10 protein-coding genes, 2 tRNA genes and 2 pseudogenes are annotated in these 16,183 nt (G+C 69.1%); 4 read left to right on the top strand and 10 right to left on the bottom strand.

Features of this window, described 5'->3' with window-relative positions:
* Positions 1–25: 25 nt before the first annotated feature.
* Positions 26–820 (top strand): SAM-dependent methyltransferase, encoded by a 795-nt coding sequence (locus RB614_RS33845; protein ID WP_308716777.1) that lies wholly within the window; start codon positions 26–28, stop codon positions 818–820.
* Between the two features lie 829 nt (positions 821–1,649).
* On the opposite strand, the gene RB614_RS33850 is transcribed toward RB614_RS33845, so the two are convergent.
* From RB614_RS33850 to RB614_RS33875, 6 genes are all read right to left on the bottom strand, one after another.
* The gene (locus tag RB614_RS33850) at positions 1,650–2,360 is read right to left on the bottom strand and encodes an ABC transporter ATP-binding protein (protein ID WP_308716778.1); all 711 of its coding nucleotides are present in this window, start codon (positions 2,358–2,360) and stop codon (positions 1,650–1,652) included.
* Positions 2,350–3,171: an ABC transporter ATP-binding protein gene (locus RB614_RS33855; RefSeq protein ID WP_308716779.1), complete on the bottom strand. Its 822-nt coding sequence runs from the start codon at positions 3,169–3,171 to the stop codon at positions 2,350–2,352. The genes RB614_RS33850 and RB614_RS33855 overlap by 11 nt, the downstream gene beginning before the upstream one ends.
* A gap of 76 nt (positions 3,172–3,247) precedes the next feature.
* Entirely contained in the window at positions 3,248–4,342 is a 1,095-nt protein-coding gene (locus RB614_RS33860) for a branched-chain amino acid ABC transporter permease (RefSeq protein ID WP_308716830.1), read from the bottom strand.
* Positions 4,343–4,380: 38 nt separating this feature from the next.
* A complete protein-coding gene (locus RB614_RS33865) occupies positions 4,381–5,352 on the bottom strand; it encodes a branched-chain amino acid ABC transporter permease (protein ID WP_308716780.1) in 972 nt (323 codons plus the stop codon).
* A gap of 98 nt (positions 5,353–5,450) precedes the next feature.
* Entirely contained in the window at positions 5,451–6,623 is a 1,173-nt protein-coding gene (locus tag RB614_RS33870; RefSeq protein WP_308716781.1) for a branched-chain amino acid ABC transporter substrate-binding protein, read from the bottom strand.
* Between the two features lie 198 nt (positions 6,624–6,821).
* On the bottom strand, positions 6,822–7,442 hold the full coding sequence (locus RB614_RS33875) for an ANTAR domain-containing response regulator (RefSeq protein ID WP_308716782.1): 621 nt from the start codon (positions 7,440–7,442) through the stop codon (positions 6,822–6,824).
* A gap of 106 nt (positions 7,443–7,548) precedes the next feature.
* On the opposite strand from RB614_RS33875, the gene RB614_RS33880 reads away from it, so the two are divergent.
* A tRNA-Leu gene (locus tag RB614_RS33880) sits at positions 7,549–7,622 on the top strand.
* Positions 7,623–8,672: 1,050 nt separating this feature from the next.
* Here the strand turns inward: RB614_RS33880 and RB614_RS33885 are convergent.
* The 3 genes and pseudogenes from RB614_RS33885 to RB614_RS44410 all read right to left on the bottom strand — a co-directional run.
* Positions 8,673–8,756 (bottom strand) — tRNA-Leu (locus RB614_RS33885).
* 73 nt (positions 8,757–8,829) lie between these two features.
* A pseudogene (locus tag RB614_RS33890) lies at positions 8,830–9,255 on the bottom strand (AMP-binding protein); the annotation flags it as partial.
* Positions 9,256–9,556: 301 nt separating this feature from the next.
* Positions 9,557–9,910: pseudogene (locus tag RB614_RS44410) on the bottom strand (hypothetical protein); the annotation flags it as partial.
* 6 nt (positions 9,911–9,916) lie between these two features.
* Here RB614_RS44410 and RB614_RS33900 point away from each other — a divergent pair.
* A complete protein-coding gene (locus RB614_RS33900) occupies positions 9,917–10,219 on the top strand; it encodes a thioesterase II family protein (RefSeq protein ID WP_308716784.1) in 303 nt (100 codons plus the stop codon).
* Positions 10,220–10,248: 29 nt separating this feature from the next.
* Here RB614_RS33900 and RB614_RS33905 read toward each other — a convergent pair whose 3' ends face one another.
* Positions 10,249–13,824, bottom strand: coding sequence for an ABC transporter ATP-binding protein (locus tag RB614_RS33905; protein ID WP_308716785.1), 3,576 nt, complete (start codon positions 13,822–13,824; stop codon positions 10,249–10,251).
* A gap of 833 nt (positions 13,825–14,657) precedes the next feature.
* Here RB614_RS33905 and tcuA point away from each other — a divergent pair.
* Positions 14,658–16,106 carry an FAD-dependent tricarballylate dehydrogenase TcuA gene (tcuA, locus tag RB614_RS33910; protein ID WP_308716786.1) on the top strand — a complete coding sequence of 483 codons (1,449 nt, stop codon included), beginning with the start codon at positions 14,658–14,660 and terminating at the stop codon, positions 16,104–16,106.
* The last annotated feature ends 77 nt before the right edge of the window (positions 16,107–16,183 follow it).

Genomic DNA, 16,183 nt, shown 5'->3' on the forward strand with positions numbered 1-16,183 from the left:
CACCGGAAGACATATGGAGGCGGCTATGGACCGGCCGGCTTGGGCGCCACCCGGCGTCGACCTGGAGCGGCCGAGCACCGCTCGGATCTACGACTACATGCTCGGCGGCCTGCACAACTTCGCCGTCGACCGGCAGATGGCCGAGCAGGTCCTCGCCGTCGGCCCGCAGATCCGCCTCGCCGCCCACGCCAACCGCGGCTTCCTGCGCCGGGCGGTGGAGTTCCTCGCCGGCACCGGCATCCGGCAGTTCCTCGACCTGGGCTCCGGCATCCCCACCGTCGGTAACGTGCACGAGGCCGCACACCACGTCGCCCCGGACGCCAAGGTGGTCTACGTCGATGTCGACCCGGTCGCCGTCGCGCACAGCCTGGCCATCGTCGAGGGCGACGAGCGGGTGACGGTCGTGCGGGCCGACATCCGCGACCCGGAGACGATCCTGAAGGACCCGCGGGTCACCGGCGCGCTCGACTTCACCCAGCCGGTCGCCGTGCTGATCGTGGCGGTGCTGCACTTCGTGCCCGACTCCGACGACCCGGCCGGCATCGTGGCCAAGCTGCGCGACGCGATCGTGCCGGGCAGCTACATCGCGATCTCGCAGGTGGCCACGTTCCCCTACGAGCTGTCGCCGGAGGAGCAGGCCGTCGCCGACCGCTACACCCGGGCCAACGCGGTGGCGCTGCGCACCCGTGAGCAGATCGCCACGTTCTTCGACGGGCTGGAGCTGGTCGAGCCGGGCCTGGTCGACCCGGCCAAGTGGCGCGCCGACGGCGACATCACCGAGATGGTCCCGTCGTTCGCGGGCGTGGGCCGCAAGCCCTGACCGCTCCCCGCTCCAAAAACCGATCCCAAACAGAAGATCCGAGCCGCCGCGACGCCCGTCGTGGTCATGACCGTTGCGCGGGGTCCCCGGGGAAACGCGGAGCGTTTTCTTGGGGTGCGCTCCCGCGGCCTCACCCTCCGCGACCCTGCGCGCTCGACAAACCCCCGCCGCCTCAGCAGTCGGCGGCGAGCAGGTCCGCGCCGGCAGCCTCCGGGGCCCGGCGGCCTGGAGGTCAGGCGTCCTCGCCGAGGGAGCCGCCTGCCGCCCACCGGATGACGGGCAAGTCCACTGGCGCGGCGTCCGGTGACGATGAACGCCACCGGACCGCGTCGCAGCAGCCCACGGCCGGCCGCGTCAACCCCGGGGCGAACGGCCGAACCGCGGAGGTGGTGCCGCGCGAGGGACGCCCTGGACCCAATGCCACTCACGCTAATCGACCAAGGCCGTGAGCCGGGCACGCTCAGGAGCGTCAGGCCACCACCCGCCCCGGGAGGGCCGGTCCGCGGTCACACCGAACGGGTAGTCGAGATCGTGGTACGCAGGTGCCCTCGGGCGGGCACCGAAATACCACGATCGCCGCGGGTCGACCGGACCGCGCGCGGGATCCGGGGCGTCGGGGCGGCCAGCTCGGGGCCGGCGTCAAAGGCGGCGAGGGCGCCGGCTCCAGGGACTCGGACGGACCCGGGATGGGTTGTGAACCGCGGAGGGTGAGGCCGCGGGAGCGACGGTCCGGACCACGACGCACATCGCGGTAGCTCAATAAATTGGGCCTGTTCAGAGGTTCTTGCCGGGCACCGGCGTGTCCCTCTGAACAGGCCCCGAGAAACCGTCAGGCGACGCCCAGGTACGCCTCCTTGACCGCCGGGTCGTGGAGGAGCTCCTGTCCGCTGCCCTCCTTCACGATCGCCCCGGTCTCCAGCACGTAGCCGCGGTGGGCGCGGGAGAGCGCCTGCTGGGCGTTCTGCTCGACGAGCAGCACCGTTGTGCCCTGCTCGTTGATCCGCGTGATGATCTCGAAGATCTGCTGGATCAGCATCGGCGCCAGCCCCATCGAGGGCTCGTCGAGCAGCAGCAGCTTGGGCCGGGTCATCATCGCCCGCCCCACCGCCAGCATCTGCTGCTCGCCGCCGGAGAGCGTGCCGCCGGCCTGGCGCTGCCGCTCCTTGAGGCGCGGAAACAGGTCGAACACCATCGCGAGGTCCTGGCGGATGCCGGCACCGTCGCGGCGGGTGTAGGCGCCCATCTCCAGGTTTTCCTGCACCGACATGCCCGGGAACACGCCCCGGCCCTCCGGCGCCTGGCCGATGCCCCGGATCACCCGCAGGTCGGCGCGCATCTTCGTGACGTCCTGCCCGGCGAAAATGATCTTGCCGCTCGCCACCGGGCGCAGGCCGGAGATGGCCCGCATGGTGGTGGTCTTGCCGGCGCCGTTGGCCCCGATGAGCGCGACGACCTCGCCCTCGTCGACGTACAGGCTGATCCCGTGCAGGGCCTGGATGCGCCCGTACAGCAGGGTCAGGTCTTGGATCTCAAGCAGCATCGGTCGGCACTCCCAGGTACGCGGCGATGACGGCGGGGTTGTCCCGAACCTCGGCGGGCAGCCCTTCGGCGATCTTCTTGCCGAACTCCAGCACCACGATCCGGTCGGTGACGCCCATGACCAGCCGCATGTCGTGCTCGATCAGCAGCACCGTGACGCCGGTGTCGCGGATCTTGCGGATGAGCTTGAGCAGCGAGTCCTTCTCCGCCGGGTTGAAGCCGGCGGCCGGCTCGTCGAGGCAGAGCAGCGTCGGGCTGGTCGCCAGCGCCCGGGCGATCTCCAGCCGCCGCTGCTCGCCGTACGACAGGTTGCGGGCAAGCTCGCCGGGGCGCTCGATCCCCACGAAGCGGAGCAGGTCGTGCGCCCGGTCGCGCCCGCTCCGCTCCTCGCGCCAAAACCGCGGCAGCCGGAAGAGCGCCGAGATCACGCTGGCCTTGTGGTGCGCGTCGGCACCGACCATGACGTTCTCCAGGGCGGACATCTCCGGGAAGAGCCGGATGTTCTGGAACGTGCGGGCGATGCCCATCCGAGTGATCTTGTGTCGGGCCCGGCCGCTGACCCGCTCGCCCTTGAACCGGATCTCCCCCTGCGTCGGCGCGTACACACCGGTCATCGCGTTGAAGCAGGTGGTCTTGCCGGCACCGTTGGGCCCGATCAGGCCGAGGATCTCCCCCTTGTACAGCGTGAAGTCGACGTCGTTGAGGGCAACCACGCCGCCGAAGCGGAGTGTGACGTGGTCGACCTCGAGCAGCGCCTCCCGCTGCGGCGGGGTGGTCTCCGGAGCCGTCGTGTCCGGGGCAGCCTCGCTCATGCCCGTCCTCGCTTCGCCGCGGGCGGGCATGAGGCTCCAAGCGGACTCTGTTTCATGATTCCCTCGCTGCGCTCGGTCATGCGCTCGCCTCCGTCGGTGCGGCCTCCTGGCGCCGGTCGGCGAACTCCGCCGCTCGTCGTCTGCTCGGCAGGATGCCTTGCGGCCGGAAGATCATCATGACGATCAGCACCGCGCCGAAGATCAGGATCCGGTACTCGGCCACGTTGATCTCGAGGCCGATCACGCCGCCGATGCCGCGCACCCACTCCGGCAGGTACCAGGTGATGAACGCCCCGATGACCGCGCCGTAGATGTTGCCCGCGCCGCCGAGGATGACCGCGGCCAGCACCAGGATCGAGTTGGTGAGCTGGAAGCTGTCGGAGTTGATGAAGCTCTGCTTCCCGGCGAAGAGGGCGCCGGAGAGGCCGCCCACCGCCGCGCCGATCGCGAACGCCCACAGCTTGTACTTGAACGTGGGCACGCCCATGATCTGCGCCGCGTCCTCGTCTTCGCGGATCGCCACCCAGGCCCGGCCGACCCGGCTGCGGGTGAGGTTACGCACGCCGAGGATCACGAAGATGATGATCGTGAGGGTGAGCCAGTAGTACGGCCGCGCGTCGACCACGCCGAAGAGCGCCTGCCCGTCGCTGCCCTTCACGCTCGGCACCGGGTGCGGGATCTCCGGGATGCCCCGCTGGCCGTTCGCGATGCCCTCGTTGCGCGCCGCGTACAGCCGGATCATCTCGGCGAAGCCGAGCGTCACGATGGCCAGGTAGTCACCGCGTAGTCGCAGTGTCGGCCCGCCCAGGATGACGCCGGAGATCATCGTGACCGCGACCGCCGCGGGCACCGCCGCCAGCCACGGCCAGCCGACGTCGAACCGGCTCTCCGGCGAGGTGAGCAGGGCGACCGTGTACGCGCCGACCGCGAAGAAGCCGAAGTATCCGAGGTCGAGCAGGCCGGCGAAGCCGACCACGACGTTGAGGCCGACCGCCAGCAGTACGAAGAACGAGGTCTCGAACAGGACCGTGGCCATGTCCGATTCCATCGTCCGGAAGTACCAGAGGTTGATGTAGAACCAGCGGTTGGGCAGCAGGTAGAGGAAGACGACCAGCGCGAGCAGCGCGATCCAGCGCACCTGCCGCGGCATGCTGTCCCACCGGGCGCGCATCGACCTGCCGCGCGACCTGACCTTCTCGACGTGTGCGTTCATGCCCGAGCCCTCCCGAGCGACTCGCCCAGCAGGCCCGTGGGGCGGAACATCAGCAGCACGATCAGCACGACGAAGCCGGTGAAGTCCTTCCACTCGCCGCCGAACAATCCGGAGGCGTAGTTTTCCACCACGCCGAGCAGCAGGCCACCGAGGAGCGCGCCGCGCAGGTTGCCGATGCCGCCGAGGACCGCCGCGGAGAACGCCTTCAGGCCGATCAGGAAGCCGACGTCGAAGCGGCTGAAGGCGTACGTGACGTTCCAGAGCAGGGCGGCGGCGCCGGCCATGATGCCGCCGATCACGAAGACGAGCAGGATCACCCGGTCTTTGTTGACCCCCATGAGGGCGGCCGTGTCCGGATCCTGGGCCACCGCACGGATACCCCGGCCGAGGCGGCTGCGGTTGACGAAGAGGTCGAGCGCGACCAGCATGCCGAGGGCGGAGAACACGACCAGCACCTGGGTGTTGGTGATGTCCCAGCCGCCGATGCTGAACAGCGTTGCGGGCTGGAACGGGCGGACCATGCCGAACGGTCCGCGCTCGCCGCCGATGCCGATGTTGTCGCTGAAGAGCCCGACCGCCTCGAAGAGGACGAACGAGGCGCCGATCGCGGTGATCAGGAACGCCAGGGGTGGGGCGTTGCGGCGGCGCAGCGGCCGGTAGGCCACCCGTTCCACCGCGACCGCGGTCAGCGTGGAGGCCACCACGGCGGCCGCGAGGCCGGCGAGGACGAGGAGCAGGATGAGCCCGATCCCGCTGACCGAAGAGTCTTGGTTGTAACCCATCGCCTGCCAGGTCCCCAGAGCGGCGACAGTGCCGATCATGAAGACCTCGGAGTGCGCGAAGTTGATGAGGCGCAGGACACCGTACACCAGCGTGTAGCCGAGAGCGACGAGCGCGTAGATGGCGCCCTGCTCAAGCCCAGTGGTGGTCAGGTCGGGGAAGTCCCGCACCAAGCCGTCGAAGTCCAACTAGATGCTCCAGGGGGAAGGTCGAATGCATAGTCAGGTGCGGCCGGGAGCGCCTGCTCCCGGCCGCACCCACGTGACTCGGTGACCCGAAACGGCCGTCAGGCCTTCGGGATCTCCACGTCCGGAACCACCTTTCCGCCCTGGACCTTGAACGCCCAGACGATGACCTGGGTGGGGTCGAGCTCACCGTTGCTCTCGAACTTGTACGTCACACCGGTGGCCGTGCCCGCCTTGTTGTAGGCCTTGATCCAGGAGAGCATGTCGGCGCGGGTCGCCTTGCCGTCCTTCAGGCCCTCGAGCACGATCTTGGTGATGTCGAACGACACGTCCGCGTAGGTGCCCGGCTCGGCGTTGTCGAAGGCCGTCTTGTAGTCGGTCACGAACGTGCCCTTGGCCTCCGTCGCCGGCGCGCACGGGCAGGTCAGGATCGTGCCCTCGGCGACCTGCTGGCCCGCCACGGTGATGAAGTTGGCGTCGTTGACGCCGTCACCGGCGATCATGGTGCCCTGCCAGCCGGCGCCCTTGAGCTGCTTGAGCAGCAGGCCGGCCTCGGTGTAGTAGCCACCGAAGAAGAGCGCCGTGGCGCCGGAGTTCTTGATCTTCGTGACGACCGCGGAGAAGTTGGTCTGCTTGACGGCGACCTTGTCCTCACCGGCCGGGGTGCCGATGACCTTCTTGACCTCGTCGGCCAGACCCGCGCCGTACGCCGACTGGTCGTCGACGACGTAGACCTTCTCGGCCTTCAGCACGTTCTTGATGTACCGACCGGCGGCCGGGCCCTGCGACGTGTCGTTGCCGACGCCGCGGTGGAACACCGTCCAGCCCTTTTCGCTCAGGCTCGGGCGGGTCGCCGACGGGCTGATCGTCGGCAGGTTGCCCTGCTGGAAGATCGGGTCGGCCACCTCGGACTCACCGGAGAAAGCCGGGCCGATGATGGCGATCACCTTCTGGTCGCTGACCGCCTGCGTGGCCAGGGCCGGCGCCTTGGCCGGGTCGCCCTGCGAGTCGTACTCGACGAGCTCGGCGGTGCAGTCGGCGTTTTCCTTGTTGTACTGGTCAATGGCGAGCTTGGTGCCATTGCGCATGTGGATGCCCAAGCCGGCCGCGTCACCGGTCAGCGCGCCGAAGAAGCCGATCTTCATGCCACACGCGGCGCTGCTACCGCTACCGCTGTCCCCGCCGTCGTCCTCACCGGCCTGACACGCGGCGCCACCGAATACGAGCGCGGCGATGGCGATGCCACCGAACGCCCGCGCGAGCTTCTGCCTCAAGGCTCGAACCCTCCTCCATCAAATGGCCCGAACCACCCACTGCCGATTGGCTCTTGCGGGACAGACGAGCCCGACCGCTATCTCGGTCTGCGCCGGGACGTTATCCCACCAGGCGGGCAGCCCGTAAGGGCTTGGCGGAGCAGTTGACGAAACCGTTACGTAGCGTGCTCAGTCCGACGATAACGCTGTCATAAAGCTCTACTGTTTTTGCTGCTCAGAGCCTTCGCCAGGGGTCTCCGTCAAGATCCGCTCAGCGACCTCACGCATAGTCATGCGGTGGTCCATGGCGGTGCGCTGGATCCATTTGAACGCCTGCGGCTCGGTCATGCCGTAAGTGGTCATCAGCGTCCCTTTGGCCCGCTCCACGGCCTTGCGGGTCTCCAGGCGGTCGGTCAGCCCGGCCACCTCGGACTCCAGGGCGGCGACCTCCTGGTAGCGGGAGAGGGCGATCTCGATCGCCGGCACCAGGTCGCTCTTTTGGAACGGCTTGACCAGGTAGGCCATCGCGCCGGCGGCGCGGGCCCGCTCGACCAGGTCACGCTGGCTGAACGCGGTGAGGATGACGACCGGCGCCACCCGCTCCCCCGCGATCCGCTCGGCGGCCGCCAGCCCGTCCATGATCGGCATCTTGATGTCGAGGATGACCAGGTCGGGCTTGAGGTCCAGGGCCAGCCGCACGGCCGTCTCGCCGTCGCCGGCCTCGCCGACCACGTCGTAGCCCTCTTCGACCAGCATCTCGGCCAGGTCCAGCCGGATGAGCGCCTCGTCCTCGGCGATCAGCACCCGCCTGCGCTCGGCACCCGCCTGCGTGTCGGCCACGAACCCCTACCCCTCACCCGTGCTCCCCGACACTCCGACCGGTCGGGTGCCGCCGCCCTCAGCGTAGTGGGTAGTCTGGTCGCGGTCAGGGCCCGACCCGGCCGACGTCCCCGTATCCCAACCGGCAGAGGAACGGAGCTCAAACCTCCGACAGTGTGGGTTCGAATCCCACCGGGGGCACAACGAGAAGCCACTTGACCCGCACAAACGCAGCGTCAACATCGACGTGCGATTGGGTCGAGGTGCGCGGCGCCGGCCCTGCCGGTGGTCCACACCTCGAGCGGTTGGCTCGGCAGCCTTTCCGGTAACACCGGATCAGGCCAGACGCCCGGCGGCGGCCCACCGCCCAGTCCACAGCGGGGCCCCACGGCACTGGCTCGAACTGGAAGGCGGCATGGCTGGCGGCACGAGGCGCCCGCAAGCCGCCGGCCGACAGCGTTGATTTCATAGCTACGGCCCGTCCGGCAGGCGTTACCACCACGAGCTTAACCTCGATCGTTCGCGCGTGTGACGCGGCGGCTTTGCCCGCTTGATCTCATCGTTGTTGGTCGATGGTTGTCGGTGGCGGGCAGGTTGGGTGGCCGACTGTCGCGTCGGTGGGCGTGGTCTCCTGGGTTCTCCGGTCGTTGGGTCAAGCGGTTGATGCCGGTCAGCCGGGTGCCGGGATCGCCGCGATCGGGTCGAGCGCGGCGGTGGTTTGGGTGGCCCAGGGCCAGGTGGCCGGGATGCGAAGCGCCCGGCGGCGGGGTCGGCCACGAGCAGTACCCGGCTGCCGCGGGTGAGCCCGTACCAGTGCCGAATCGTGGCGGGCAGCCGCAGCTGACCGGGCCGCGTTACCTGGAACACCGCGTGCGGATCAGCAGTGACGAGCACGAGCTCGCCACATACCCGGGTATCCACGCGCATGCCTCGGGCCCACCCCAGCACGGGGATGACCGTGGCCTCGGTGATACGGCCGTTGCAGTCGATCGCGGCCATCCCGCAGACGGGCGACAGGCCGGCTGCGGGAGCGAGCTGCGCGACCGCAACGCGTGGCGGCCATTGACCTGCCTGGTCTGCCAGGCATCAGCAACCGGGGGCGGGACGACTGGGGAGACGACCGAGGCGGTCACGAGGACCACCCCCAGCGCCGGTTCGCCGCTGTCAGTCGGACTGTGAGGGCCTCGATTTGGGTGGTTAGACAGGTTTGACCACCGGTACGTCAAATCAAGCAGATATGCTGTGGGTTTGTGTCCGAGGGGGGACTTGAACCCCCACGCCCTATACGGGCACTAGCACCTCAAGCTAGCGCGTCTGCCATTCCGCCACCCGGACTTGTGCGTCCACTCTACCGGTGGCGTCGGAACGGGTGCACCGTCCTATCGCCGCCCGAGGGCCGCACGGGGGATCACTGTACACGGCCATGGTGGGGGTCTGCACGGCGGGCGCGCCGGAGCCGGAACCGGCCGGTAGGCGGATCACTGCGTGTTGCGGTGATCCTGAAGGTTCGGCGGGCGTCGGCCCGGCCGCGGTACAACAGCGCCCCATCGCCGCGCCAGCTGGCCAGGTCGCCGGTGCGGTACACGCGCTCGCCGGGCACGAACGGGTCGGCCGGGAGTCGTTCTGCGGTGAGGTCGTCGCGGCCGGCGTATCCGTCGGCGAGCTGGACGCCGGCCAAGTGCAGTTCGCCGCAGGCGCCCGGTGGCACCGGCCGTCCCGTGGCGTCCAACACGTACGCGCGGGTGTTCCACACAGGCCGTCCGATGGGGACGGTCTCGCCGTCCAGGTCCGGGTCGCAGTCCCAATAGGTCGCGTCGACGGCCGCCTCGGCCGGACCGTAGAGGTGTCAATGCCACACCGAGCCGGCCGGTCGCGGTCCGTACGAGGGTCAGCGTGCCGCTCGCGCCGCCGTCCGCGCTGGTCGGGTCGGCGCAGAACGCCCGCAGCCTCGATGGTACGAAGTGGACGGTGCTGATCCGTTCGTCCGCGATGAGCCGGGCCCGGTAGCCGGGGTCGGGGTGGCCGCCGGGCCGGGCGATCACGACGCAGCCGCCCACCTGTAACGGCCAGTACAGCTCCCAGATGGAGACGTCGAAGGCCCGGTGGCTGATCCGCACGCCCTTGGGCCGGCCGGTGGACCCGGATGTGAAGAGCACGTACGCGGTGCTGTCGAAGCCTACGTCGGATTCCACGGAAGGTCCGGCGGCCGGCGGCAGCACCCCGCAAACCCGGGCCGGCCAGGCGGGCAAGTACACCGCCCCGAGGTGTAACAGCGCGTAGACGGCAACGAACAGCTCAACGCCGCGGTGCAGGCCGACCACCGGCGCGTACGCCCTGGGCACGCAGGCTGCGGGCGAGCGGGCAGCCCGCTCGTCGAGCTGGGCGTAGGTCGGCTCCACGCCGTCGCACCGCAGCGCGGGCGCGTCCGGTGTGCGCCAGCGCTGTTGCTGGAACGCTGTCAGCAGCGTGCGGGTGGGCCGGCGCACCACTGGGCCATGTCGCTGGAAGGTACGCCCGCCGGCGCCCTTACGCAGCCTGACCTGGCAGAGCTACTGCTGCCGACCTCGCGGGCGGACATGACCGCCGTGGAGACCTTCCCGATCGCCGCGTTCGGCGGCTCGGCCGATCCGTCGGTGCCCGTCGGTGACGTCGCAGCGTGGGGTCGGCACACCGAATCGCGGTTCAGCCTCCACACGCATCCGGGCGGTCACCTCTACCTGCTCGAGCGGGACAACACCGTACAGCGCACGCTGGAAAAGCTCTGCGTCCTCGGCTCCTCCGCCACGAGCGGTTCGTGACTCGCGCCGGCCACTGCCCCAGTTCACGATCATTTCGAGTTGGCCGTCAGGGAAAGGGGCGCGTGGCTCTTGCTCTGCTCCGGCCACAACAACTGGTCGACGCGTTGCACGGTCTCGAGCCGGTGGGCGATGACGAGCACCGTGCGGCCGGCGGCGAGCCGGCCGATCGCGTCCTGGATACGGGCCTCGGTATCGGGGTCGACGCTGGCGACCGCCTCGTCGAGGATGAGTATCGGTGAGTCCTTCAGCAGGGCGCGCGCGATAGAGAGCCGTTGACGCTGGCCGCCGGAAAGGCTCGTGCCGCCGTCGTCGAGGACCGTCTCCAACCCGTCCGGGAGGGCCCGCACGACGTCATCGCATTGTGCCGCGGTCAGTGCGGCCCAGATCTCGTCGTCGGTAGCCTCGGGGCGCCCGAGGGTGACGTTGTAGCGGATCGTGTCGTGGAACAGGTACACGTCCTGGTAGACCGTGGTAACCATCCGCATGACGACGTCGCTGCCGAGGTCGCGAAGGTCCTGGCCGCCGATGAAGACCGCGCCGGTGTCGACGTCCCACAACCGCGCAGCGAGGTTGGCGATGGTGGACTTGCCCGCGCCTGAGGGACCCACCAGAGCCGTGACCGTTCCGGGCCGAGCCTTGAACGACACGTCCCGCAGCACCTGGCGCACACCCTCGTCGGCAGGTTCGGCCGGGTCGCGTTCATCGTAGGTGAATCCCACGCCGCGGAACTCGATCGAGGCGTCCGCGGGCGTGGCGAGGCGGGCCGGTTCGGCGAGCACCGGGGCGTCCCACACCTGGGCGATCTGCTGGGCGATCTGCTGCTGGTTGCGCCGGTACCCCGCGAGGTTGTTCAACTCCTGGACGGGTTGGTACAGCGTGAGCGTGAGCATCAGGAACAGCAGCAAGGTCGTCGCCGCCACCACCCCGGACGTATAGAAGGCGCTGCCGGCGAGGATCAGCACTACCAGGCCGGACTCGACGGCGATCGCGCCCAAGGCCACGGCCGGCGTGGCCCGCACCGACGTCGCGACGCTGGCATCGCGTAGCCGGTCCACGGCGGCCGCGTACCGGGTGGCGATGGACGAAGCCGGGTTGCCGCGAAGCACAGCCGCCCCGCGCGCCTGCTCGATCAGGACCGTCGCCGCTTCCCGCCGGGCGGCGTGCACGTCGGCGAACACCCGACGGTAGACGCGGTCGCTCCAGATCGCGATGACGAAGAACAGCGGGAAGCCGATCAGAGCGGCGAGCGCCAGCCGCCAGTCGACGACCGCCAGGATCATCGCGGCATACACAGCCTGGAGCAACGCGCCGGAGACCCGCTGCGGGATGTTCTGGATGTCCAGCATCACGATGTCGTTGCCGATCAGAGTCGTGACGCGGCCGTTGTCGAAACGGGAAAGGAAACCCAGCGGCACCCGCCGCAGGCGTTCCACAATGGACAGTTGCACATCGGCCTTCGCGACGGCCGACACCTGCCAGACGACGCCGTTGGCCCACTGCGCCGTCAACAGCCGTAGCAGGAGCCCAACCCCGAGCACCCAGGTGACTGTCCAAACGAACGTGGACGTCAGCGCCTCGCCGCCAGCGACCTCGTCCACGGCGGCGTCCAGTACCAGGAACACCGCCAGCAGCGGGATACCGCGCACCATGCCGTCCAGCAGCAGCGCGGGCAGGCCGCGCCGCAGCAGTGTCGGCCAGCCGCGGCCGAGCAGAGCGCGCCACTGCCGGACGAAGCCCATCGCGCCAAGGCCTGGCACCACGACGGACCGGGCCGCGGCCTCCCACGGGTCGATCGTCGCGGCCGTAACCGGGCCGTCCGCCAGGCCGGTTGGCAGTGCCGGTGCCGGCGCGTCGTCGGGCCGCTCCAGCCGCCAGCCCACCGCCCGGGCGTAGGCGTCCCACAGCGCGCGGTAGCCGGTGCTGCCGGCAAGCAGTTCCTCGTGCGTGCCCTGCCCCACGATCTCGCCGTCCGCGACGTACGCGATCTGGTCGCTGCCGCGGATCGTGGCGAGCCGGTGTGCGATCGCGACGACAGTGCGCCCGGCGGTCAGAGCCGCGACCGCCTCCAGCGTGGCCTGCTCGGTCTGCACGCCGAGCGACGCCGTGGCTTCGTCGAACACGACGATCGGCGCGTCCTTGAGCAGCGCCCGCGCGACCGAGACGCGCTGGCGCTGGCCACCCGAAAGCGTGCCGCCACCGGCCGGCAGCGGAGTGTCCCACCCCTGTGGGAGCTGGTCGGCGAGCGCCCCCAGCTGGGCCGCGCGGCAGGCCGCCTCGACCTCGGCATCGGAGGCGCCGGGGCGGGCGATCCGCACATTCTCCCGCAGGGTCGCGGCGAACACGTACTCGTCCTGCTGCACGAAGGCGACGAGCCGCGCCAGCTCGGCCGAGGGAATGTCGCGAACGTCGACACCGCCGATCATCACGGTGCCGGCAGTCGCGTCCCAGAACCGCGTAACCAGCCGGGCGATCGTGGACTTGCCAGCGCCGGTCGGGCCGACCAGCGCGAACCGCGCACCCTCGGGGATGTACAGCTCGACGTCACGCAGCACCGGTGGGGCGCCGGCCGCATAGGCGAACGAGACGCCTCGCAGCTGGATGTCGAACCGCTCCGGTACCTGCGGCTCGGCCGGCTCGGGCAGTGGCTCCTCGGCGAGGAACTCCCGGATCGCGGTAGCGGCGAACCGGACGCGGATCATCACCGTGGCGATCACACCGACGAACCCGATGAGTGGGGTCAGGTAGCCGAGTGCCAGCAGGAGGAACAGCGCCAGCGTGGCCAACCCGATCCCGCCGTCGGCAAACCTCAGCCCGGCCACGGGCAGCAGCGCTGCCACCGCGAACCCGGTGCCGACGGTCGTGGCCGACACCAGCCACCGCATCGGCCCCGACGTGGCGCGGTACCGCTCGGCACCGGTGACGACAGCGTCGCGGGCCTGGTCGTACCCCGAGTCGGGGCGCAGGAACCCCCGAATCACCTTGATGCCCTGCAGGTAGCCCGTCACGGCCTTGTTGAGCACCGCCGTACGCGCCGCGAGCTCCTTGTCGCCCGATGCGGCCAACGCCATTCCGATGCCGGAGACGGCAACTAGCAGCACCAGCGAACCCAGCGCGACCAGGCCGAGCTGCCAGTCCACGAACATCAGCAACGCGGTCGTGGTGACCGGCACCGCCGCGGCGGCGGCCAGGTCCGGCACGCCGTGCGCCAGCGCCTCCTCCAACTGTTCGACATCGTCGTGCAGCAGCTTCTTCGTCTCCCCGGTCGAGCGCGCCTGCACACGTCCGAGCGGCAGGCGCCGCATCTGCCGGGCGATCGCCAGGCGCAGCCCGGCCAGAATCCGGTACGCAGCGACGTGAGCCACCTGCGTCGACAGGCCGGACGCGACAGCCCGCACGACCAACGCCGCAGCCGTGGCCGCCGCGATCCAGCCGATCGTGGCCGAACCGGAGGGTGGGCCGTCGAACAGGGCGACCGTCACCGCGTACACCGCGACGTACGGGGCGAGCGAGCAGGCACCGGCAACCACCGCGAGCAAAGCGGACAGCGCCAGCCGCCCACGGTGGCGAGCCACGACCGACCCGAGGGTGTCTGAGGTTAGGCTCACCTAAGTGAGGCTAGAGACCCAGGGGCGGTAAATCAAACGTTCCGTATATTTACTGATCACGCGATGTCGTTGACGAACGCGCCCGGCCCTGCTGGTCGACTACCGCTACGACCACGCGGACCCCACGACGCGGCACAGCGCCGAGCTACAGGAAGCTGACGTCCCGGGCGAGCCGAAGCTCGCCGGAGTAGCTGATCGTGCTCGTAGCCCGGCGCATGTACGCCCGCCATGGATCCGAGCCGGACTCACGGCCGCCGCCGGTCTCCTTCTTGCCGCCGATCTCTGCCCCGAGGCGCCGATGTTGACGTTGGCGGCGCGAGCCGACGGCGAAACGTACGCCCGAAGCCGAGAAGACAACCCAGTGACAGACGCTCTGGCGGCAGTCACTCGGTCGAGCGAATGGATGATGGACGTCCTCGTGGCGGTTCGCGACGAGCAGATCCCGAACGCCTGGGTCGGCGCCGGAGTCCTTCGCGACCTGGTCTGGGCCGAGCGGTACGGGTCCGGGTGATCGCCTGGGCAGGTCCGTGGGGGTGGCAGGAACCGTCGATGCGGCCGCTCCGTGGTCCGATCGTCGTTGGCCGGGCTCAGATCGTGCGGGCCGACGAAGGCAACATCGACCCTACCCGAGCAAGGTCGGCGGTCAACCAGGGCTGGGTCCTGGCCGCGAACATCGCCGCGCGATGGATCGAGCATGAGGTTAGCCTAACCTAAGGGCGGATGCTATTGTTCGATCATCCACCTTCAGATGTGGGGCGGCGCAGTCTCGGCACTGCAATCGGTGGTTGTCGCGATACCTTTTGTCGTTCGTCGGTTACGGCAGTGAGGCGGACATGCGCAACGCGGATGTTGTAGTGGTAGGTGGAGGAAACGCTGGCTACTGCGCGGCTCACGCGGCGGCCGAACGGGGGCGACGCGTGGTGTTGCTGGAGAAGGCGCCGCGAGCGCATGCCGGTGGGAACAGCTATTACACGCTAGGTACGACCCGGATGGCGCACGACGGGCTCGACGACCTGCTCGAGGTCCTCGAGCCGGATGAGCGTCACGCGCGTACCGTGGTCCCGCCATACTCGGCGGCAGAGTTCCTGGCCGATCTTGAGCGGGTCACCGAGGGACGGGGCGATAAAGAACTCGCCGAGGCTGTCGTCGAAGGCTCGCGTGACACGGTCCGCTGGCTACATGACTTGGGACTGCGATTCCAGCTGATGTACGAGCGGCAAGCTCACGAGCGTCCCGATGGGACCTTCGTGTTCTGGGGTGAAGCGCACGTGTGCAACGTCGACGGTGGGCGTGGGCTGATGTCGGACCATGAGCGCGTCGCAACCCGACTCGGAGTCGAGGTGCACTACGACTGCCCGGTCACAGGGCTGTCGACTGATGGTGGTGCGGTCGTTGGCGTTCGGATAGGCGATCAGGAGTTTCCAGCGGAGTCGGTGGTGATCGCCAGTGGCGGTTTCGAGGCGAACGCGCAATGGCGTCAGTGCTACTTGGGAGACGGGTGGCAGCACGCGAAGGTGCGTGGCACGCCGTACAACACCGGAGACCTGATCAGAGCGGCCCTGGAGATAGGTGCAGACCGTGGAGGCGACTGGTCGAGTTGTCATAGTGTTCCGTGGGACGCATCATTTCCCGAAAACGAGAGCAATCGTTCCTTGACAAACCGGCTCAGCCGGTACGGCTACCCGCTCGGCATCGTTGTCAACCGCCAGGGTCAACGATTCCTCGACGAAGGTGCGGACTTTCGCAACTATACGTACGCGAAGCACGGCAAGTTGATCCTTGAACAGCCGGGATCGGTCGCGTTTCAGGTATTCGATGCGAAGTCGCGATTGATGCTCGACGCGTACGAGTATGAGATGCCCGGAATCACCCCGATCATCGCCAACAGCGTCGAGGAGCTCGCCGCGGCCATGGGCGTCGACATCGACGGATTCGTGCAGACGGTTCGGGAATTCAACGCATCGATCGACGCCAGCCATCCGCTCGATCCAACGATCAAGGACGGCCGCAGCGCGTCGGTGGAGCCCATCAAGAGCAACTGGGCAGCGGCGGTCGCGGCGCCACCGTACTACGCGTATCCAGTGACTTGTGGAGTCAGTTTCACCTTTGGCGGCCTTCGCGGTGACGTTGACGGCCGAGTGCTTGATGTGTCCGGTTCGCCTATCCCAGGACTTTTCGCCTGCGGTGAAACGCTCGGCGGCCTCTTCAGCGGAAACTACCCGACAGGTTCCGGTCTGACTGCGGGAATGGTGATCGGACGACGCGCAGGCTCGCTCGCCTGAGTCGTTACCCCGCCAGCCTGCCACTGAGTCTCCTGGCAGCTACCGGGACCGGACTCACGCCAGCAGGCGACGACGAG

The organism is Phytohabitans maris (assembly GCF_031085175.1).
Taxonomy (GTDB): Bacteria; Actinomycetota; Actinomycetes; order Mycobacteriales; family Micromonosporaceae; genus Phytohabitans; species Phytohabitans maris.